This window comes from Gemmobacter nanjingensis (assembly GCF_014652195.1).
GTDB lineage: Bacteria > Pseudomonadota > Alphaproteobacteria > Rhodobacterales > Rhodobacteraceae > Gemmobacter > Gemmobacter caeni.
Genome location: NZ_BMYI01000003.1, coordinates 232,119 through 248,448, shown reverse-complemented (window position 1 = coordinate 248,448; position 16,330 = coordinate 232,119). Strand labels below are relative to the sequence as shown.

The following is a 16,330-nucleotide window of genomic DNA, read 5'->3' as shown; positions in this document are numbered from 1 at the left end:
CTGCGCTTCGCCATCCGCGAAGGCGGCCGCACCGTCGGCGCCGGCGTGGTGTCGAAGATCATCGAATGATGATCCAAAGACGCGCCCGCAACGGCGTGTCGAAGATCATCGGGTAATCTCGCAGATCATCTGATTGAAAGGCCGCCCCTCGGGGCGGCCTTTTCAATTGCCGCCCGTGGCCGCGGTTATGACACACTCCCGCCGTCAGGATCGGGCAGAGCTTTCCCAAACATTCGGGAAAAAGTGCATGCGTCTTGTATTTATGGTTATTAACGCCCTGAAATATTCGCTGCTGGGCGCGGCGATGTGTTTCATGGGGTATCTCTTTTCATGGAACGGGCTGGTTTTCCTGTTCCAGTCCGATCCGGTGCAGCTGGTGGTGGTGGATTTTCAGTCCCGCAAGGTTCCGTCGGGTACGGAGCCGGATGCGCGTTTCGAATACCGCCCCGTCTTTGCGCTGGCGGGGGCGACCCCGCCGCGGGCGGAATATGCGCAGGCCTATTGGCAGTCGCACAAGATCCATCTGATCGGGGAGGTTGTCCCGGGACGATACAGGCCGGAAACCGGCGAGATGCGCAGCGACAAGGCCGGTGGCAAATGGCTGTGGGGCGGGGTGATGGTGTTCGTGGTCGGGCTGCTGGTCATGATTCAGGCGGTGTTCATTCTGGCCGGGGTGCCGGACCGGCAGATGCCGTTCCGGCTTGGCCTTGGGCGCCGTGGCTTCAGGATGGACATCTTCGGTTTTCCGGGTGATCCGTAGCCGGACGGCCACCGAATTTGGCAGCGTGGACGATTCCACCCTTGCTTTATAGTCGCAGGCGGTCTAAACGCGCCCTCGATGTGAACGGGTCGGTCCCTTGGGGCCGACTCGTTTCTTTCATCCCTGTGCAAGAAACCTACGGAAGAGGGGTTTGGGGGCGGTGCGCCGGCCCGAGACTTCCCGCCGAGCCCAAGGGGCACCATATGAGCCAGACTATCCGTATCAGGCTGAAAGCCTTCGATTACCGTGTGCTGGATGCCAGCACCCAGGAAATCGTCAACACGGCCAAGCGGACCGGCGCGCAAGTGCGCGGCCCGATCCCGCTGCCGAACAAGATCGAGAAATTCACGGTTCTCCGTGGTCCGCACATCGACAAGAAGTCGCGCGACCAGTGGGAAATCCGCACGCACAAGCGTCTTCTCGACATCGTCGATCCGACCCCCCAGACCGTGGACGCGCTGATGAAGCTCGACCTCGCCGCTGGCGTGGACGTCGAGATCAAAGTGTAAGGGGAGGCGAAGCAGATGCGTTCTGGTGTTATCGCCAAGAAGCTGGGCATGACCCGGCTGTTCCTCGAAGACGGCAAGCAGGTTCCTGTGACCGTTCTTCAACTCGACGCCCTGCAAGTGGTCGCACAGCGTACCGCTGACAAGGATGGCTATACCGCCGTTCAGCTGGGTGCCGGTTCCGCCAAGGCCAAGAACACGACCGCCGCGCAGCGTGGTCACTTCGCGAAAGCGAATGTGGCGCCGAAGCGCAAAGTGGCCGAGTTCCGCGTGTCGGCCGAAAACCTGATCGATGTGGGCGCGGAAATCACCGCCGACCATTACCTCGCGGGTCAGTTCGTTGACATCGCGGGCACCTCGATCGGTAAAGGCTTTGCCGGTGCGATGAAGCGTCACAACTTCGGTGGTCTGCGCGCCTCGCACGGTGTGTCGATCTCGCACCGTTCGCACGGTTCGACCGGCCAGTGCCAGGACCCCGGCAAGGTGTTCAAGGGCAAGAAGATGGCTGGCCATCTGGGTGCCGTGCGTGTGACCACGCAGAACCTGCAAGTCGTGAAGACCGATGCCGACCGTGGCCTGATCCTGGTGAAGGGCGCCGTGCCCGGTTCCAAGGGTGGCTGGGTCACCATCAAGGATGCGGTGAAGAAAGCGGCTCCGGCCGGTCTGCCGCTGCCGGCTGCCGTGCGTTCGGCTGCTCCGGCTGCTGAAGCCGCCGTCGAAGGGGGTGAAGCATGAAACTTGATGTGATCAAGCTGGACGGCGGCAAGGCCGGTTCCATCGATCTGGACGAAGCGCTGTTCGGCCTCGAGCCGCGCGCCGACATCCTGCACCGTGTGGTGCGCTGGCAGCGTGCGAAAGCACAGGCTGGCACGCACTCGGTTCTGGGCAAGTCGGACGTGTCCTACTCGACCAAGAAGATCTATCGCCAGAAAGGCACCGGCGGCGCCCGCCACGGTTCCAAGAAGGCGCCGATCTTCCGTCACGGTGGCGTCTACAAGGGCCCGACCCCGCGGTCGCACGCCCATGACCTGCCGAAGAAGTTCCGCGCTCTGGGTCTGCGTCACGCGCTCTCGGCGAAAGCCAAGGCGGGTGAGCTGATCATCGTCGACACGCTGGCCATGGCGGAAGCCAAGACCGCGCAGCTGGCGAAGGCGGCGAAGGAACTGGGCTGGAAGCGCGTTCTGATCATCGACGGTGCGGAAGTGAACGAGAACTTCGTCAAGGCCGCCCGCAACATCGAGACCATCGATGTTCTGCCGTCGATGGGTGCCAACGTCTATGACATCCTGCGCCGTGACCAGCTGGTCATCACCAAGGCCGGGATCGAAGCTCTGGAGGCTCGTCTGAAATGACCGCCAAGCCCGAACATTACGACCTGATCAAGAAGCCGATCATCACCGAGAAAACGACCCTCGCGGCCGAAGTCTCGAATGCGGCGACGTTCCTCGTGTCGATGGATGCGACCAAGCCCCAGATCAAGGAAGCCGTTGAGGCCGTCTTTGGTGTGAAGGTGAAGGCCGTGAACACCGTTGTCGCCAAGGGCAAGAACAAGCGCTTCCGCGGCATCGCGGGTGAGCGCTCGGACAAGAAGAAGGCTTATGTGATCCTCGAAGAGGGGAACACTATCGACGTGGCCTCGGGCCTCTGATAGAAGCCGCTACGAATCGCGCGGCCCCGGGATTTCCGGGGCCGCCGGTCTTTTGCGGAATCTGATTTCGCATGTCACCGGGGATCTTCGGAGCCCTTCAACCGCGCGAAAGCGACCTGAAAGCCGCAAGGACCGAGGGGCGTTATGCGCAAGCTAACGGAAGACAGAAAGCATGGCACTCAAGTCGTATAAACCGACGACGCCTGGCCAGCGTGGGCTGGTTCTGATCGACCGTTCGGAGCTGTTCAAAGGCCGTCCGGTCAAAGCCCTCACCGAGGGTCTGACCAAGACGGGTGGCCGTAACAACACCGGACGCGTCACGATGTGGCACAAGGGTGGTGGCGCGAAGCGTCTCTACCGCGTCGTTGACTTCAAGCGTCGCAAGTTCGACGTTCCGGCGGTCGTCGAGCGGATCGAATACGATCCGAACCGCACCGCCTTCATCGCTCTCGTGAAATACAACGATGGCGAACTGGCCTACATCCTCGCTCCGCAGCGTCTGGCCGTGGGTGACACCGTTGTCGCCGGCGCCAAGACCGACGTGAAGCCGGGCAATGCGATGCCCTTCTCGGGCATGCCGATCGGTACGATCGTCCACAACGTCGAGCTGAAGCCCGGCAAGGGCGGCCAGCTGGCCCGTGCTGCTGGCACCTATGCCCAGTTCGTCGGTCGTGACGGTGGCTATGCCCAGATCCGGCTGTCCTCGGGCGAGCTGCGCATGGTGCGTCAGGAATGCATGGCGACCGTCGGTGCCGTGTCGAACCCGGACAACTCGAACCAGAACTTCGGTAAAGCCGGTCGTATGCGCCACAAGGGCGTGCGTCCGACCGTCCGCGGCGTCGCGATGAACCCGATCGACCACCCGCACGGCGGTGGTGAAGGCCGGACCTCGGGCGGCCGTCACCCGGTTACTCCGTGGGGCAAGGGCACCAAGGGCAACCGCACCCGTTCGAACAAGCAGACCGACAAGTATATCGTCCGGTCGCGCCACGCGAAGAAGAAGGGACGCTAATCCATGGCACGTTCTATCTGGAAAGGCCCCTTCGTCGATGCCTACCTGCTGAAGAAAGCAGAGAAGGCGCGCGAGTCGGGCAAGAACGAAGTGATCAAGATCTGGTCGCGTCGCTCGACGATCCTGCCGCAATTCGTGGGTCTGACCTTTGCCGTCTACAACGGCAAGAAGCACATCCCCGTCGCGGTGACCGAAGAAATGATCGGCCAGAAGTTCGGTGAATATTCGCCGACGCGGACCTACTACGGTCACGCGGCCGACAAGAAAGCCAAGAGGAAGTAAGCCATGGGTAAGGAAAAGAATCCGCGCCGCGTGGCGGACAACGAAGCGATGGCGAAAGCCCGTATGCTTCGCACCTCGCCGCAGAAGCTCAATCTGGTTGCCGGCCTGATCCGCGGCAAGAAGGTGGACAAGGCGATTGCCGACCTCACCTTCTCGAAGAAGCGGATCGCGCAGGACGTTCTGAAGTGCCTTCAGTCGGCTGTTGCCAACGCTGAAAACAACCACGGTCTCGACGTTGACGAACTGGTGGTTGCCGAAGCCTGGTGCGGCAAGAACCTGGTGATGAAACGTGGCCGTCCGCGTGCGCGTGGCCGGTTCGGCAAGATCATGAAGCCGTTCTCGGAAATCACCATCAAGGTGCGTCAGAAAGGGGAGACTGCGTAATGGGTCAGAAGGTCAACCCTATCGGGATGCGTCTTCAGGTCAACCGGACCTGGGACAGCCGCTGGTTCGCCGATTCGAAAGATTACGGCGATCTGCTGCTCGAAGATCTCAAGATGCGCGACTTCATCCATGAGGAAGTCAAGCAGGCCGGGATCTCGAAAGTGATCATCGAACGTCCGCACAAGAAGTGCCGCGTGACCATTCACGCTGCGCGTCCGGGCGTCATCATCGGCAAGAAAGGCGCGGACATCGAGACGCTTCGCAAGAAGCTGTCGAAGTTCACCGCTTCGGAACTGCACCTGAACATCGTCGAAGTCCGCAAGCCGGAGCTCGACGCGCAACTGGTGGCCGAATCGATCGCTCAGCAGATGGAACGTCGCGTTTCCTTCCGTCGCGCCATGAAGCGTGGCGTGCAGAACGCGATGCGTCTGGGTGCCCTCGGCATCCGTGTGAACGTCTCGGGCCGTCTGGGCGGCGCGGAAATCGCGCGGACCGAATGGTATCGTGAAGGCCGCGTGCCGCTGCACACCCTGCGCGCCGACATCGACTATGCGCTGTCGGAAGCCAAGACCCCTTACGGGATCATCGGTGTGAAGGTCTGGGTCTTCAAAGGCGAGATCCTTGAGCACGACCCGCAAGCGCATGACCGTCGTCTGTCGGAAGAGACCCCGTCTCCGCGTCCGCAGCGCCGCGACCGCGAGCGCGCGTAAGGGAGTAGAGAAAGATGCTGCAACCGAAACGGACGAAGTTCCGCAAACAGCACAAGGGCCGGATCCACGGCGAAGCCAAGGGCGGTTTCGCCCTGAACTTCGGCACCTTCGGCCTGAAGGCAACCGAGCCGGAGCGTGTGACCGCGCGCCAGATCGAAGCTGCCCGTCGTGCGATCACCCGCCACATGAAGCGTCAGGGTCGCGTCTGGATCCGCATTTTCCCGGATGTTCCGGTTTCGTCGAAACCGACCGAAGTGCGGATGGGTAAAGGCAAGGGCTCGATCGACTACTGGGCGTGCAAGGTGAAGCCGGGCCGCGTGATGTTCGAGATCGACGGCGTGTCCGAAGTCATCGCCCGCGAGGCGCTGCGTCTCGGCGCGATGAAGCTGCCGGTCACCTCGCGCATCGTGGTTCGCGAAGACTGGTAATCCCGGTCTGACCCGAAAGATTGAAAGCCCCCGGTCCGAAAGGCCGGGGGCTTTTGCTTGCGGCAAAGTTTCCCTTGCCCTTGCAGGCCCCCTCCGGTAAGGAACCGCATCCTGCGGATTCCGGGTGACCGGAGATTCGCGGATTTGTCATTGATCCGCCAGGGTAACGGTCACCCCATGAAACAGGGGCCGTCTGGCGATTGTGAAAAGGAACAGGCGTATGACCGCCAAGGAACTGAAGGCCAAGGCGCCGGCCGAGCTGCGCGAGCAGCTCGTGGCGCTGAAGAAGGAAGCGTTCAACCTGCGCTTCCAGCAGGCGACCGGCCAGCTTGAGAACACCGCCCGCATGCGTGCCGTCCGCAAGGAAGTCGCCCGCATCATGACGGTTCTGAACCAGCAAGCTGCTGAAGCTGCGAACTGAGGAGTAGGCACATGCCCAAGCGTATCCTGCAAGGTGTCGTCACCTCGGACAAGAACGAACAGACCATCACCGTTCTGGTTGAGCGTCGCTTCAAGCACCCGCTTCTGCAAAAGACCGTGCGGAAGTCGAAGAAATACCGCGCTCACGACGCGGATAACAAGTTCAAGGTCGGTGACACCGTGCGCATTGAAGAATGCGCGCCGATCTCGAAGACGAAGCGCTGGACGGTGGTGACCGAGGCCTGAGAAGGCTCCGGTCCCATCGTTCAGTCATCTGAACGAAACCCTGGGGCGGTGCTGATCAGCCGCTCCAAAGGTCGGGAGAAACCAAATGATCCAGATGCAGACCAATCTGGATGTTGCTGACAACTCCGGCGCTCGCCGGGTTCAGTGCATCAAGGTTCTGGGCGGCTCGCACCGCCGCTACGCATCCGTGGGCGACATCATCGTGGTGTCGGTCAAGGAGGCGATTCCGAAGGGTCGCGTGAAGAAGGGTGACGTCCGCAAGGCCGTTGTCGTTCGCACCGCCAAGGAAGTCCGTCGTGAAGACGGCACCTCGATCCGCTTCGACCGTAATGCCGCCGTCATCCTGAACAACCAGGGCGAACCGGTCGGCACCCGTATCTTCGGGCCGGTCGTGCGCGAACTGCGTGCCAAGAACTTCATGAAGATCATCTCGCTGGCGCCGGAGGTGCTGTGATATGGCTGCGAAGCTGAAAAAAGGCGACACGGTTGTCGTGCTGACTGGCAAGGATAAGGGCAAGCGGGGCGAGATCACCTCGGTGAACCCGTCGGCGAACAAGGCCGTTGTCGAGGGCGTGAACATCGCCATCCGCCACACCAAGCAATCGGCCTCGTCGCAGGGCGGCCGCATCGCCAAGGCGATGCCGATCGACCTGTCGAACCTCGCCATCGTTGACAAGAACGGCAAGGCCACCCGCGTCGGCTTCCGCATGGAAGACGGCAAGAAAGTGCGCTTCGCCAAGACCACGGGGGACGTGATCTGATGCTTGACGCTGCCGAATACACCCCGCGTCTGAAGGCCGAGTTCAAAACCCGAATCCGCGCCGCGCTGAAAGAAGAATTCAGCTACAAGAACGACATGCAGATCCCGCGTCTGGACAAGATCGTGATCAACATGGGCGTTGGCGAAGCGGTGAAGGACACCAAGAAGGTGAAAGCCGCCGCCGAGCAGCTGACCGCGATTGCCGGTCAGAAGGCTGTCATCACCCACGCCAAGAAGTCGATCGCCGGCTTCCGTGTGCGGGAAGAGATGCCGCTGGGCTGCAAGGTGACCCTGCGCGGTGACCGCATGTATGAATTCCTCGACCGTCTCATCAACGTCGCGCTGCCGCGCGTCCGCGACTTCCGCGGCGTCAAGGGCACGTCGTTCGATGGCCGTGGCAACTATGCCATGGGGCTGAAAGAGCAGATCGTGTTCCCCGAAATCGAGTTCGACAAGATCGACGACGTTCTGGGCATGGACATCATCATCTGCACCAACGCCAAGACCGACGCTGAAGCGAAGTCGCTGCTCAAGCACTTCAACATGCCGTTCTCCAGCTGATCGCGCGAGGAAATCATTATGGCTAAAAAATCCATGATCGAACGCGAGAAGAAGCGTCAGCATCTGGTGGACGTCTACGCCGCCAAGCGCGCTGCTCTCAAAGAGATCATCTCGAACCAGGACCTGCCCGTTGCCGAGCGTTTCGCCGCGGCACAGAAGCTGGCCCAACTGCCCCGCAACTCGTCGGCGACCCGGCTGCACAACCGCTGCCAGCTCACCGGCCGTCCCCATGCTTACTATCGTAAGCTGAAACTGTCGCGGATCATGCTGCGCGAGCTGGCCTCCTTCGGCCAGATCCCGGGCATGGTCAAGTCGAGCTGGTAAGGAGGAGCGACCATGTCTGTGAACGATCCTCTCGGCGATATGCTGACCCGCATCCGCAACGCTCAGGCGCGCGGTAAATCGACTGTCTCGACCCCGGCCTCGAAACTTCGCGCTTGGGTTCTGGATGTGCTGGCCTCGGAAGGTTACATCCGTGGTTACGAGCGTGCCTCGACCGACAATGGTCAGGGCGAGCTGGTGATCTCGCTGAAGTATTTCGAAGGCGAGCCGGTCATCCGTGAACTGAAGCGCGTGTCGAAACCCGGCCGTCGCGTCTACATGGGCGTCAAGGAAATCCCGTCGGTCCGCAATGGCCTGGGCGTTTCCATCGTGTCGACCCCCAAGGGCGTGATGTCCGATGCAGCTGCACGTTCCGCCAATGTTGGCGGCGAAGTGCTCTGCACCGTGTTCTGAGGAGGGTTAGATGTCTCGTATCGGCAAAAAACCCGTCGCGCTTCCCAAGGGCGTCTCGGCCGAAATCAAAGGCCAGTCGATCGAAGTGAAGGGGCCGAAAGGCACCCGTTCCTTCACCGCGACCGACGATGTGACCCTGTCGCTGGAAGACGGCGCTGTGAAGGTGACCCCGCGCGGCACCTCCAAGCGTGCGCGCCAGCAGTGGGGCATGGCCCGCTCGATGGTCGAAAACCTCGTCATCGGCGTGACCGACGGCTTCAAGAAAGAGCTCGAAATTCAGGGCGTGGGTTACCGCGCCGCGATGCAGGGCAATATCCTGAAACTGTCGCTTGGCTATTCGCATGAAGTGAACTTCGAAGTGCCTCAGGGCGTGACCGTCACGTCCCCGAAGCAGACCGAAATCGTTGTGGAAGGCATCGACCAGCAACTCGTTGGCCAGGTCGCTGCGAACATCCGTGAGTGGAAACGTCCCGAGCCCTACAAGGGCAAGGGCATCCGCTACAAGGGTGAGTTCATCTTCCGCAAGGAAGGCAAGAAGAAGTAAGGGTGGCGAAAATGGCGAACAACAAAAGAGAGCTGTTCCTCAAGCGCCGCCTGCGCGTCCGGAACAAACTGAAGGCGATGTCCGCTGGACGCGCCCGCCTGTCTGTGCACCGCTCGTCGAAGAACATCAGCGTTCAGCTGATCGACGACGTGCGCGGCGTGACGCTCGCTTCGGCTTCGACGCTGGAGAAAGAGCTGGGCTTCGTGGGCAAGAACAACGTGGAGGCCGCCGCGAAGGTGGGCGCCACGATTGCGGAACGTGCCAAGGCGGCCGGTGTCGAAGAGTGCTACTTCGACCGCGGTGGTTTCCTCTTTCACGGGAAGATCAAGGCCTTGGCCGATGCTGCCCGTGAAGGCGGCCTGAAGTTCTAAGGAGACGATGATGGCAGAACGTGAAAACCGCCGGGAACGCCGCGCCGAGCGCGAGGAAACCCCGGAATTCGCCGATCGTCTCGTGGCGATCAACCGCGTGTCGAAAACCGTGAAAGGCGGCAAACGCTTCGGCTTTGCTGCACTCGTGGTTGTCGGCGACCAGCGCGGCCGCGTGGGCTTCGGCAAGGGCAAGGCGAAAGAAGTGCCCGAGGCGATCCGCAAGGCGACCGAGCAGGCCAAGCGCTCGCTCGTTCGCGTGCCGCTGAAAGACTCGCGCACCCTGCACCACGACATGGAAGGCCGTCATGGCGCCGGTCGTGTTGTGATGCGCGCGGCTGTTCCCGGTACCGGGATCATCGCCGGTGGTCCGATGCGCGCCGTGTTCGAGATGCTGGGCATCCAGGACGTGGTGGCGAAGTCGCTGGGTTCGCAGAACCCCTACAACATGATCCGCGCGACCATCGACGGTCTGAAGCAGGAATCGAGCCCCCGTCAGGTCGCGCAGCGTCGCGGCAAGAAAGTGGCCGACATCCTGAAGAAGCCCGAAGATGAAGCTGTCGAGGCGTAAGGAGTAGACCATGGCCAAGAAAACCATCGTCGTGCAGCAAGTGGCTTCGGCCGCGCGCCGCCCCGCCATCCAGACCGCGACGCTGAAGGGCCTCGGCCTGAACAAGCTGCGCCGCACCCGTGAACTGGAGGACACTCCGGCGGTTCGCGGCATGGTCAACAAGATCTCGCATCTTGTGAAAATCATCGAAGAGCGCGGCTGATCGTTACGCATCCGAGATCGGAAACGCCCCGCCCAACCGGCGGGGCGTTTTCATTGCGCGCCATGTGGTGCCAGTGCCATTCCAAGGGCAAAGAGACCAAGCCACAGTGCCGAGCTGAACAGATAAAGCCGCTCCAGCAGTCCAAAGATCCTGTGGCGCAGCGCGTGAACGAGGCAGACCGCGACCCCGAGCAGCGATGCCGTCACGACCCAGTAAAGCGCGCCAAGCAGGTGGCGGAACGCAGCGGGCGGCAGGCTTTCCGCATCGGGAAACAGGTCGTCGATGGCGATATACGCCAGCGCGAAATTGGCAACTGCGAAGGCCAGGTGCAGCCTGCCCGTGCGGCTTGACGGCTCGCCCTCGATATCCGTCGGATAGGCCACCACGCCCAGCGGCAGAGCGGCCATGCCCAGAAGGCACAGACCGGCGCGCAGGGTGAAGCGGCCGTCTTCCAGCACGGCAGCGGCGAGCAGACTGCTCGCGGCGATCCCCGCCACCGCATAGCCGACAAACAACGGATGCGACGGCCCGATACCATAATCGCTGAGGGCCTGCCGGATCGGGCTGTAATCGCCGCGCAGATGCAGCGCCGAAAACAGGATGATGACGGCCAGATAAGCCAGAGCTGATGCAAGGTAGAGACTGGACATCCGGCCCTCCCGCGTCCGTCCTGTCTCATAGAAAGGGCAGGGGCGGCCAAGGTCAAGTTTCGGGCGCGAAAGCTTGCGTGACGCAGGAATGACGTCTATACGCCCCCGGTGGCGTCCACGCCACGAGAATCACCATCATATGCCGTGTGTGCCCCTCTGTCGCTTGTGGGGGCATTTCCGGCCAAGGAGAAGCGACATGAAACTGAATGAACTGCGCGACAACGAAGGCGCGGCCCGCAAGCAGAAGCGCGTTGCGCGCGGCCCGGGTTCGGGCAAGGGCAAGACCGCCGGTCGTGGTATCAAGGGTCAGAAATCGCGTTCGGGCGTTGCTCTGGGCGGCTACGAAGGCGGCCAGATGCCGCTTTACCGTCGTCTGCCGAAGCGCGGCTTCAACAAGCCGAACGCCAAGCACTATGCCGTTGTGAACCTCGGTCTGATCGAGAAGTTCATCGAGGCTGGCAAGCTGGACGCCAAGGCCGAGATCACCGAAGACATGCTGGTTGCTGCCGGCGTCACCTCGCGCAAGCGTGACGGTATCCGCGTTCTGGCCAAGGGCGAGATCAAGTCGAAAGTCACGCTGACCGTCACCGGCGCCTCGCAGGCTGCCATCGACGCGGTCGCCAAGGCTGGCGGCAAGCTCAGCGTGGCGGAAGCTGCGGCGGCTGCGGCGGAATAAAGGTTGTGAGCGGTCGCCAGACCGCTTACATCGGTGCAGAGTTTTCCCGCGCCGCCGACCGGAAAACCCCGGTTCGGCGGCGCAATCATGAAAGACACGGGCATGGCATCTGCTGCAGAGCAAATGGCGGCGAACCTCAGCTGGGGCGCCCTTGGCAAGGCCACGGACCTTCGCCAACGCATCTTCTTCACCATCGGCCTTCTGATCGTCTATCGTCTGGGCACCTACATCCCCGTGCCGGGGATCGACGGTCAGGCGCTGCGCGAGTTCATGTCGGGGGTTTCGGCCGGTCTGGGCGGCATTCTGAACATGTTCACCGGCGGCGCGATCAGCCGTATGGGCATCTTTGCGCTTGGCATCATGCCCTATATCTCGGCCTCGATCATCGTTCAGCTTCTGGCGGCCATGGTGCCCGCGCTGGAGCAGCTGAAGAAAGAGGGCGAGCAAGGCCGCAAGAAGATGAACCAGTATACGCGCTACGGCACCGTGGCGCTGGCGCTGTTTCAGGCTTGGGGGATTGCGGTCAGTCTTGAGGCCGGGGATCTCGCGCATGATCCGGGGCTGTTCTTCAAACTGTCGGTAGTGGTGACGCTGGTAGGCGGCACGATGTTCCTGATGTGGCTGGGCGAGCAGATCACCGCGCGCGGCATCGGCAACGGCACCTCGCTCATCATCTTCGTCGGCATCGTGGCCGAAATTCCCGCTGCGCTGGCACAATTCTTCAGCCAGGGCCGTTCGGGTGCGATCTCGCCCGGCGTCATCATCGGTGTGATCGTGATGGTCGTCGTCGTGATCGCCTTTGTGGTGTTCATGGAACGCGCCCTGCGCAAGATCCATATCCAGTATCCGCGCCGTCAGGTCGGGATGAAGATTTATGACGGCGGCTCGTCGCACCTGCCGGTCAAGGTCAACCCGGCGGGCGTGATCCCGGCGATCTTTGCCTCGTCGCTGCTGCTGCTGCCGACCACCATCGCCGCCTTCTCGGGGCAGGGGACGGGGCCGGTGATGTCGACCATCCTCGCCTATTTCGGGCCGGGGCAGCCGCTGTATCTGCTGTTCTTCACGTCGATGATCGTGTTCTTCGCCTATTTCTACACGTTCAACGTGTCGTTCAAGGTTGATGACGTGGCCGAGAACCTGAAGAACCAGAACGGTTTCGTGCCCGGAATCCGCCCCGGCAAGAAGACCGAGGAATATCTGGAATATGTCGTGAACCGGGTTCTCGTGCTCGGTGCCGCCTATCTGGCCTTCGTCTGCCTGCTGCCCGAGATCATCCGCCATCAGCTTTCGATCCCCTTCTACTTTGGTGGGACTTCCGTGCTGATCGTGGTTTCGGTGACGATGGATACGATCAACCAGATCCAGTCGCATCTGCTGGCGCACCAGTATGAAGGGCTGATCGAAAAATCGCAGCTTCGCGGCCGAAAGCGCAGCGGGGCCAAGACGCCGACGCGTCGCTAAAATACACGAGGGACAGCACACCATGGTCAATATCATCCTTCTGGGACCGCCGGGCGCAGGCAAGGGTACGCAAGCCAAGCGGCTGGTGGACGAACGGAACATGGTGCAGCTGTCGACCGGCGACATGCTGCGCGAGGCCAAGACCTCGGGCACCGAGATGGGCCGTCGCGTCGCCGAAGTGATGGACAAGGGGCAACTGGTGACGGACGAGATCGTCATCGGGCTGATCGAGGAAAAGATGGCGGGCCCGGCGGGCGGCGGCTTCATCTTCGACGGCTTCCCGCGCACCCTCGCTCAGGCTGATGCCCTGGGTGCGCTGCTGGCGCGCACCGGGCAGAAGCTGGATGCGGTGATCGAGCTGGTGGTGGATGATGAGGCACTGGTTGCCCGTATCGTCCGCCGGGCCGAGGAAGCGGCGGCGGCGGGTCAGCCCGTCCGCGCCGACGATAACCCCGAGGTTTTTGCTGGTCGTCTGCGCGAGTATTATAAGAAGACAGCGCCGCTTCTGGGCTACTACTATGCCAAGGGCGACCTGAAGCAGGTGGATGGCATGGCCCCGATGGCGGATGTCGGCGTGGCAATTGCGAAACTGCTTGACAGCAAGTGAAACTTTCCTCCGACGCCTTGACGGGCGTCTGAAAACCCCCTAAGCCACGGCGTCCCGAAAGGGAATCGTCCGTGGCTTTCGTTTTCCGTATCGGAGAATCGGTCAGGGGCTCTCGAACCGGGCGGCTGTTAATGCACTCCTCAGGCCGCACCGGAGTTGTGAAAAAAGGTTCTGGCATTACGGAACCGCAACAATGAAGGAAGATACGCGTGGCACGTATTGCTGGCGTCAACATCCCGACCGGGAAGCGCGTCCCGATCGCACTCCAATACATCCATGGCATCGGCGCTTTCTATGCCGAGCAGATCTGCGAAGCCCTGAAGATCGACCGTGCCCGTCGCGTGAACGAACTGACGGATGCCGAAGTTCTGGCCATCCGTGAATACATCGACGCCAACTTCACCGTTGAAGGCGACCTGCGCCGTGAAGTGTCGATGAACATCAAGCGCCTGATGGACCTCGGCTGCTACCGCGGCCTGCGTCACCGTCGGAACCTGCCGGTTCGCGGTCAGCGCACCCACACCAACGCCCGTACCCGCAAGGGCCCGGCGAAGCCGATCGCCGGCAAGAAGAAGTAAGGGGAGGGTGAGACATGGCTCGTGACAAGACCCGCATGAAGCGGAAAGAGCGCAAGAACATCGCTGCTGGCGTTGTTCATGTGAACTCCTCGTTCAACAACACCAAAATCCTGATCTCTGACGTCCAGGGCAACGCGATCTCGTGGTCGTCCTCGGGTACCATGGGCTTCAAGGGTTCGCGCAAATCGACCCCCTACGCCGCCCAGATGGCCGCTGAGGATGCTGCCCGCAAGGCGCAGGAACATGGCATGAAGACCGTCGAGGTTGAAGTGCAGGGTCCGGGTTCGGGCCGCGAATCGGCGCTGCGCGCGCTGGCCGCGGTTGGCCTGACCATCACCTCGATCCGCGACGTGACCCCGCTGGCGCACAACGGTTGCCGCCCGCCCAAGCGTCGTCGCGTCTGACGCATGAGTTTCGATCGGGCCGCGCCATGTTTGCGCGGCCCGGTTTCGTATTTCTGAACCTCGGGCGTTTTCCGCTTCTTGGTCATGGGCGGAAAACAGGAATGGAGGCGAAAGCATGATCCACAAGAATTGGGCGGAACTGATCAAGCCGACGCAGCTTGTCGTGAAGCCGGGGCCTGATGCCTCGCGCACCGCGACGGTTGTCGCGGAACCGCTGGAACGTGGCTTCGGCCTGACGCTGGGCAATGCGCTGCGCCGCGTGCTGATGTCGTCGCTGCAGGGCGGCGCGATCACCGCCGTCCAGATCGACAATGTTCTGCACGAGTTTTCCAGCGTTGCGGGCGTTCGTGAGGACGTCACCGACATCGTGCTGAACCTCAAGGGCGTGTCGCTGAAGATGGAAGTCGAGGGGCCGAAGCGCCTGTCGATCTCGGCCAAGGGGCCGGGCGTCGTGACCGCTGCCGATATTTCGGAGTCGAATGGCATCGAAGTCCTGAACAAGGACCATGTGATCTGCCACCTCGACGACGGTGCCGATGTCTACATGGAACTGACGGTGAATACCGGCAAGGGCTATGTCTCGGCCGACAAGAACAAGCCGGAAGACGCGCCGATCGGCCTCATCGCCATCGACGCCATCTTCTCTCCGGTCAAGAAAGTCAGCTACGAAGTGCAGCCGACCCGCGAAGGTCAGGTGCTGGACTATGACAAGCTGACCATGAAGATCGAAACCAACGGCGGCCTGACCCCCGAGGATGCCGTGGCTTATGCCGCGCGTATTCTTCAGGATCAGCTGGCCATCTTCGTGAACTTCGACGAGCCGGAATCGGCTTCGCGGAGCGAAGTGGAAGACGGGCTGGAATTCAACCCGCTGCTGCTGAAGAAGGTCGACGAGCTGGAGCTGTCGGTCCGTTCGGCGAACTGCCTGAAGAACGACAACATCGTCTATATCGGCGATCTGATCCAGAAAACCGAAGCCGAGATGCTGCGCACCCCGAACTTCGGCCGCAAGTCGCTGAACGAGATCAAGGAAGTGCTCTCGGGCATGGGTCTGCACCTTGGCATGGATGTCGAGGACTGGCCGCCGGAGAACATCGAAGATCTGGCCAAGCGCTTCGAAGACCAGTTCTGAGGTTAAAGGGGGGCGGTAACGCCCTCCTGCAATGCCCGCACTGGCGGGGAACCCTGGGCAATTCCGCCCCAACGACGCGGCCCCAACGCAGGGCTGCAACACAAAGCAAAACCGTAGGAGACCACCATGCGTCACGCTCGCGGCTACCGCCGTCTGAACCGCACCCACGAACACCGCAAGGCGCTGTTCGCCAATATGTCCGGCTCGCTCATCGAGCACGAGCAGATCAAGACCACCCTTCCGAAAGCGAAGGAACTGCGTCCGATCATCGAGAAGCTGATCACGCTGGCGAAGCGCGGCGATCTGCACGCCCGTCGTCAGGCTGCTGCCCAGCTGAAAGAAGACAAGCACGTTGCGCGCCTGTTCGACATCCTCGGCCCGCGCTACAAGGACCGCCAGGGCGGCTACGTCCGTATCCTGAAAGCCGGTTTCCGCTATGGCGACATGGCACCGATGGCGATCATCGAATTCGTGGATCGTGACCCCTCGGCCAAAGGCGCTGCCGACCGCGCCCGCGCTGAGGCCGAAGAGGCTGCGGAGGACTGATCCTCCCGCCGTTTCAGGCACAGGAAGGCCCGCCGTAACGGCGGGCCTTTTGCATTTGCTGGGGGGCGGTCCCGGTTTTGTGAGGCCGCGCGCCTTGCACCTTCGGCGGGCATCGCGCCATATCGGGATGAACAGCCTG

Annotated in this window: 30 protein-coding genes; 29 read left to right on the top strand and 1 reads right to left on the bottom strand. The window is 61.9% G+C overall.

What is annotated here, in order from left to right; translation table 11 throughout:
• The 22 genes from IE126_RS26375 to rpmD form a co-directional block, all read left to right on the top strand.
• Positions 1–69: EF-Tu C-terminal domain-related protein (locus IE126_RS26375; protein WP_209223782.1), on the top strand; the 69-nt coding region annotated here is incomplete at its 5' end.
• A gap of 178 nt (positions 70–247) precedes the next feature.
• Positions 248–760 carry a hypothetical protein gene (locus tag IE126_RS08990; RefSeq protein ID WP_145693591.1) on the top strand — a complete coding sequence of 171 codons (513 nt, stop codon included), beginning with the start codon at positions 248–250 and terminating at the stop codon, positions 758–760.
• A gap of 203 nt (positions 761–963) precedes the next feature.
• On the top strand, positions 964–1,269 hold the full coding sequence (gene rpsJ / locus IE126_RS08985) for a 30S ribosomal protein S10 (RefSeq protein WP_054301625.1): 306 nt from the start codon (positions 964–966) through the stop codon (positions 1,267–1,269).
• Between the two features lie 15 nt (positions 1,270–1,284).
• Positions 1,285–2,001 (top strand): 50S ribosomal protein L3, encoded by a 717-nt coding sequence (gene rplC / locus IE126_RS08980; RefSeq protein ID WP_108128401.1) that lies wholly within the window; start codon positions 1,285–1,287, stop codon positions 1,999–2,001.
• The gene (rplD, locus tag IE126_RS08975) at positions 1,998–2,618 is read left to right on the top strand and encodes a 50S ribosomal protein L4 (RefSeq protein WP_108128402.1); all 621 of its coding nucleotides are present in this window, start codon (positions 1,998–2,000) and stop codon (positions 2,616–2,618) included. The genes rplC and rplD overlap by 4 nt, the downstream gene beginning before the upstream one ends.
• Positions 2,615–2,914, top strand: a complete 300-nt coding sequence (locus IE126_RS08970; RefSeq protein WP_054301622.1) for a 50S ribosomal protein L23 — start codon at positions 2,615–2,617, stop codon at positions 2,912–2,914. The genes rplD and IE126_RS08970 overlap by 4 nt, the downstream gene beginning before the upstream one ends.
• 172 nt (positions 2,915–3,086) lie before the next feature.
• Positions 3,087–3,926 (top strand): 50S ribosomal protein L2, encoded by an 840-nt coding sequence (gene rplB / locus IE126_RS08965; protein ID WP_054301621.1) that lies wholly within the window; start codon positions 3,087–3,089, stop codon positions 3,924–3,926.
• 3 nt (positions 3,927–3,929) lie between these two features.
• On the top strand, positions 3,930–4,208 hold the full coding sequence (rpsS, locus tag IE126_RS08960; RefSeq protein ID WP_054301620.1) for a 30S ribosomal protein S19: 279 nt from the start codon (positions 3,930–3,932) through the stop codon (positions 4,206–4,208).
• Positions 4,209–4,211: 3 nt separating this feature from the next.
• The gene (gene rplV, locus IE126_RS08955) at positions 4,212–4,592 is read left to right on the top strand and encodes a 50S ribosomal protein L22 (RefSeq protein WP_054301619.1); all 381 of its coding nucleotides are present in this window, start codon (positions 4,212–4,214) and stop codon (positions 4,590–4,592) included.
• Complete coding sequence (gene rpsC, locus IE126_RS08950) at positions 4,592–5,302, top strand: 30S ribosomal protein S3 (RefSeq protein ID WP_054301618.1); 711 nt, start codon at positions 4,592–4,594, stop codon at positions 5,300–5,302. Before rplV ends, rpsC begins: the two co-directional genes overlap by 1 nt.
• 14 nt (positions 5,303–5,316) lie before the next feature.
• Positions 5,317–5,730, top strand: a complete 414-nt coding sequence (rplP, locus tag IE126_RS08945) for a 50S ribosomal protein L16 (RefSeq protein ID WP_054301617.1) — start codon at positions 5,317–5,319, stop codon at positions 5,728–5,730.
• Positions 5,731–5,950: 220 nt separating this feature from the next.
• Entirely contained in the window at positions 5,951–6,151 is a 201-nt protein-coding gene (rpmC, locus tag IE126_RS08940; RefSeq protein WP_054301616.1) for a 50S ribosomal protein L29, read from the top strand.
• An 11-nt stretch (positions 6,152–6,162) separates the two neighbouring features.
• Positions 6,163–6,396 (top strand): 30S ribosomal protein S17, encoded by a 234-nt coding sequence (gene rpsQ / locus IE126_RS08935; protein ID WP_189380743.1) that lies wholly within the window; start codon positions 6,163–6,165, stop codon positions 6,394–6,396.
• Positions 6,397–6,481: 85 nt separating this feature from the next.
• Complete coding sequence (gene rplN / locus IE126_RS08930) at positions 6,482–6,850, top strand: 50S ribosomal protein L14 (RefSeq protein WP_023666245.1); 369 nt, start codon at positions 6,482–6,484, stop codon at positions 6,848–6,850.
• Between the two features lies 1 nt (position 6,851).
• On the top strand, positions 6,852–7,157 hold the full coding sequence (gene rplX, locus IE126_RS08925) for a 50S ribosomal protein L24 (protein ID WP_189380742.1): 306 nt from the start codon (positions 6,852–6,854) through the stop codon (positions 7,155–7,157).
• A complete protein-coding gene (gene rplE / locus IE126_RS08920; protein ID WP_054301613.1) occupies positions 7,157–7,717 on the top strand; it encodes a 50S ribosomal protein L5 in 561 nt (186 codons plus the stop codon). Before rplX ends, rplE begins: the two co-directional genes overlap by 1 nt.
• 18 nt (positions 7,718–7,735) lie before the next feature.
• A complete protein-coding gene (rpsN, locus tag IE126_RS08915) occupies positions 7,736–8,041 on the top strand; it encodes a 30S ribosomal protein S14 (RefSeq protein ID WP_054301612.1) in 306 nt (101 codons plus the stop codon).
• 12 nt (positions 8,042–8,053) lie between these two features.
• Complete coding sequence (gene rpsH, locus IE126_RS08910) at positions 8,054–8,452, top strand: 30S ribosomal protein S8 (RefSeq protein ID WP_054301611.1); 399 nt, start codon at positions 8,054–8,056, stop codon at positions 8,450–8,452.
• Positions 8,453–8,462: 10 nt separating this feature from the next.
• A complete protein-coding gene (rplF, locus tag IE126_RS08905; protein ID WP_054301610.1) occupies positions 8,463–8,996 on the top strand; it encodes a 50S ribosomal protein L6 in 534 nt (177 codons plus the stop codon).
• An 11-nt stretch (positions 8,997–9,007) separates the two neighbouring features.
• A complete protein-coding gene (gene rplR, locus IE126_RS08900; RefSeq protein ID WP_054301630.1) occupies positions 9,008–9,367 on the top strand; it encodes a 50S ribosomal protein L18 in 360 nt (119 codons plus the stop codon).
• A 10-nt stretch (positions 9,368–9,377) separates the two neighbouring features.
• Positions 9,378–9,935, top strand: coding sequence for a 30S ribosomal protein S5 (rpsE, locus tag IE126_RS08895; RefSeq protein WP_082400730.1), 558 nt, complete (start codon positions 9,378–9,380; stop codon positions 9,933–9,935).
• Positions 9,936–9,945: 10 nt separating this feature from the next.
• A complete protein-coding gene (gene rpmD / locus IE126_RS08890) occupies positions 9,946–10,137 on the top strand; it encodes a 50S ribosomal protein L30 (RefSeq protein WP_054301608.1) in 192 nt (63 codons plus the stop codon).
• Positions 10,138–10,187: 50 nt separating this feature from the next.
• On the opposite strand, the gene IE126_RS08885 is transcribed toward rpmD, so the two are convergent.
• Positions 10,188–10,787, bottom strand: coding sequence for a DUF998 domain-containing protein (locus IE126_RS08885; protein WP_054301607.1), 600 nt, complete (start codon positions 10,785–10,787; stop codon positions 10,188–10,190).
• A 196-nt stretch (positions 10,788–10,983) separates the two neighbouring features.
• Here IE126_RS08885 and rplO point away from each other — a divergent pair, with 196 nt between their 5' ends.
• The 7 genes from rplO (at position 10,984) to rplQ (ending at position 16,191) form a co-directional block, all read left to right on the top strand.
• Complete coding sequence (gene rplO, locus IE126_RS08880) at positions 10,984–11,463, top strand: 50S ribosomal protein L15 (RefSeq protein ID WP_054301606.1); 480 nt, start codon at positions 10,984–10,986, stop codon at positions 11,461–11,463.
• 102 nt (positions 11,464–11,565) lie between these two features.
• Complete coding sequence (gene secY / locus IE126_RS08875; RefSeq protein WP_054301605.1) at positions 11,566–12,924, top strand: preprotein translocase subunit SecY; 1,359 nt, start codon at positions 11,566–11,568, stop codon at positions 12,922–12,924.
• Between the two features lie 22 nt (positions 12,925–12,946).
• A complete protein-coding gene (locus IE126_RS08870) occupies positions 12,947–13,531 on the top strand; it encodes an adenylate kinase (protein ID WP_054301604.1) in 585 nt (194 codons plus the stop codon).
• Positions 13,532–13,740: 209 nt separating this feature from the next.
• Positions 13,741–14,109, top strand: coding sequence for a 30S ribosomal protein S13 (rpsM, locus tag IE126_RS08865; protein WP_054301603.1), 369 nt, complete (start codon positions 13,741–13,743; stop codon positions 14,107–14,109).
• A 14-nt stretch (positions 14,110–14,123) separates the two neighbouring features.
• Complete coding sequence (rpsK, locus tag IE126_RS08860; RefSeq protein ID WP_054301602.1) at positions 14,124–14,513, top strand: 30S ribosomal protein S11; 390 nt, start codon at positions 14,124–14,126, stop codon at positions 14,511–14,513.
• A gap of 115 nt (positions 14,514–14,628) precedes the next feature.
• On the top strand, positions 14,629–15,645 hold the full coding sequence (locus IE126_RS08855; RefSeq protein WP_054301601.1) for a DNA-directed RNA polymerase subunit alpha: 1,017 nt from the start codon (positions 14,629–14,631) through the stop codon (positions 15,643–15,645).
• A 126-nt stretch (positions 15,646–15,771) separates the two neighbouring features.
• Positions 15,772–16,191, top strand: coding sequence for a 50S ribosomal protein L17 (gene rplQ / locus IE126_RS08850; RefSeq protein ID WP_054301600.1), 420 nt, complete (start codon positions 15,772–15,774; stop codon positions 16,189–16,191).
• Positions 16,192–16,330: the final 139 nt, after the last annotated feature.

Bases quoted from the DNA above. Each gene is read 5' to 3' on its own strand.
- IE126_RS08990 (WP_145693591.1), top strand. From the start codon at position 248: ATGCGTCTTGTATTTATGGTTATTAACGCCCTGAAATATTCGCTGCTG.
- rpsJ (WP_054301625.1), top strand. From the start codon at position 964: ATGAGCCAGACTATCCGTATCAGGCTGAAAGCCTTCGATTACCGTGTG.
- rplC (WP_108128401.1), top strand. From the start codon at position 1,285: ATGCGTTCTGGTGTTATCGCCAAGAAGCTGGGCATGACCCGGCTGTTC.
- rplD (WP_108128402.1), top strand. From the start codon at position 1,998: ATGAAACTTGATGTGATCAAGCTGGACGGCGGCAAGGCCGGTTCCATC.
- IE126_RS08970 (WP_054301622.1), top strand. From the start codon at position 2,615: ATGACCGCCAAGCCCGAACATTACGACCTGATCAAGAAGCCGATCATC.
- rplB (WP_054301621.1), top strand. From the start codon at position 3,087: ATGGCACTCAAGTCGTATAAACCGACGACGCCTGGCCAGCGTGGGCTG.
- rpsS (WP_054301620.1), top strand. From the start codon at position 3,930: ATGGCACGTTCTATCTGGAAAGGCCCCTTCGTCGATGCCTACCTGCTG.
- rplV (WP_054301619.1), top strand. From the start codon at position 4,212: ATGGGTAAGGAAAAGAATCCGCGCCGCGTGGCGGACAACGAAGCGATG.
- rpsC (WP_054301618.1), top strand. From the start codon at position 4,592: ATGGGTCAGAAGGTCAACCCTATCGGGATGCGTCTTCAGGTCAACCGG.
- rplP (WP_054301617.1), top strand. From the start codon at position 5,317: ATGCTGCAACCGAAACGGACGAAGTTCCGCAAACAGCACAAGGGCCGG.
- rpmC (WP_054301616.1), top strand. From the start codon at position 5,951: ATGACCGCCAAGGAACTGAAGGCCAAGGCGCCGGCCGAGCTGCGCGAG.
- rpsQ (WP_189380743.1), top strand. From the start codon at position 6,163: ATGCCCAAGCGTATCCTGCAAGGTGTCGTCACCTCGGACAAGAACGAA.
- rplN (WP_023666245.1), top strand. From the start codon at position 6,482: ATGATCCAGATGCAGACCAATCTGGATGTTGCTGACAACTCCGGCGCT.
- rplX (WP_189380742.1), top strand. From the start codon at position 6,852: ATGGCTGCGAAGCTGAAAAAAGGCGACACGGTTGTCGTGCTGACTGGC.
- rplE (WP_054301613.1), top strand. From the start codon at position 7,157: ATGCTTGACGCTGCCGAATACACCCCGCGTCTGAAGGCCGAGTTCAAA.
- rpsN (WP_054301612.1), top strand. From the start codon at position 7,736: ATGGCTAAAAAATCCATGATCGAACGCGAGAAGAAGCGTCAGCATCTG.
- rpsH (WP_054301611.1), top strand. From the start codon at position 8,054: ATGTCTGTGAACGATCCTCTCGGCGATATGCTGACCCGCATCCGCAAC.
- rplF (WP_054301610.1), top strand. From the start codon at position 8,463: ATGTCTCGTATCGGCAAAAAACCCGTCGCGCTTCCCAAGGGCGTCTCG.
- rplR (WP_054301630.1), top strand. From the start codon at position 9,008: ATGGCGAACAACAAAAGAGAGCTGTTCCTCAAGCGCCGCCTGCGCGTC.
- rpsE (WP_082400730.1), top strand. From the start codon at position 9,378: ATGGCAGAACGTGAAAACCGCCGGGAACGCCGCGCCGAGCGCGAGGAA.
- rpmD (WP_054301608.1), top strand. From the start codon at position 9,946: ATGGCCAAGAAAACCATCGTCGTGCAGCAAGTGGCTTCGGCCGCGCGC.
- IE126_RS08885 (WP_054301607.1), bottom strand. From the start codon at position 10,787: ATGTCCAGTCTCTACCTTGCATCAGCTCTGGCTTATCTGGCCGTCATC.
- rplO (WP_054301606.1), top strand. From the start codon at position 10,984: ATGAAACTGAATGAACTGCGCGACAACGAAGGCGCGGCCCGCAAGCAG.
- secY (WP_054301605.1), top strand. From the start codon at position 11,566: ATGGCATCTGCTGCAGAGCAAATGGCGGCGAACCTCAGCTGGGGCGCC.
- IE126_RS08870 (WP_054301604.1), top strand. From the start codon at position 12,947: ATGGTCAATATCATCCTTCTGGGACCGCCGGGCGCAGGCAAGGGTACG.
- rpsK (WP_054301602.1), top strand. From the start codon at position 14,124: ATGGCTCGTGACAAGACCCGCATGAAGCGGAAAGAGCGCAAGAACATC.
- IE126_RS08855 (WP_054301601.1), top strand. From the start codon at position 14,629: ATGATCCACAAGAATTGGGCGGAACTGATCAAGCCGACGCAGCTTGTC.
- rplQ (WP_054301600.1), top strand. From the start codon at position 15,772: ATGCGTCACGCTCGCGGCTACCGCCGTCTGAACCGCACCCACGAACAC.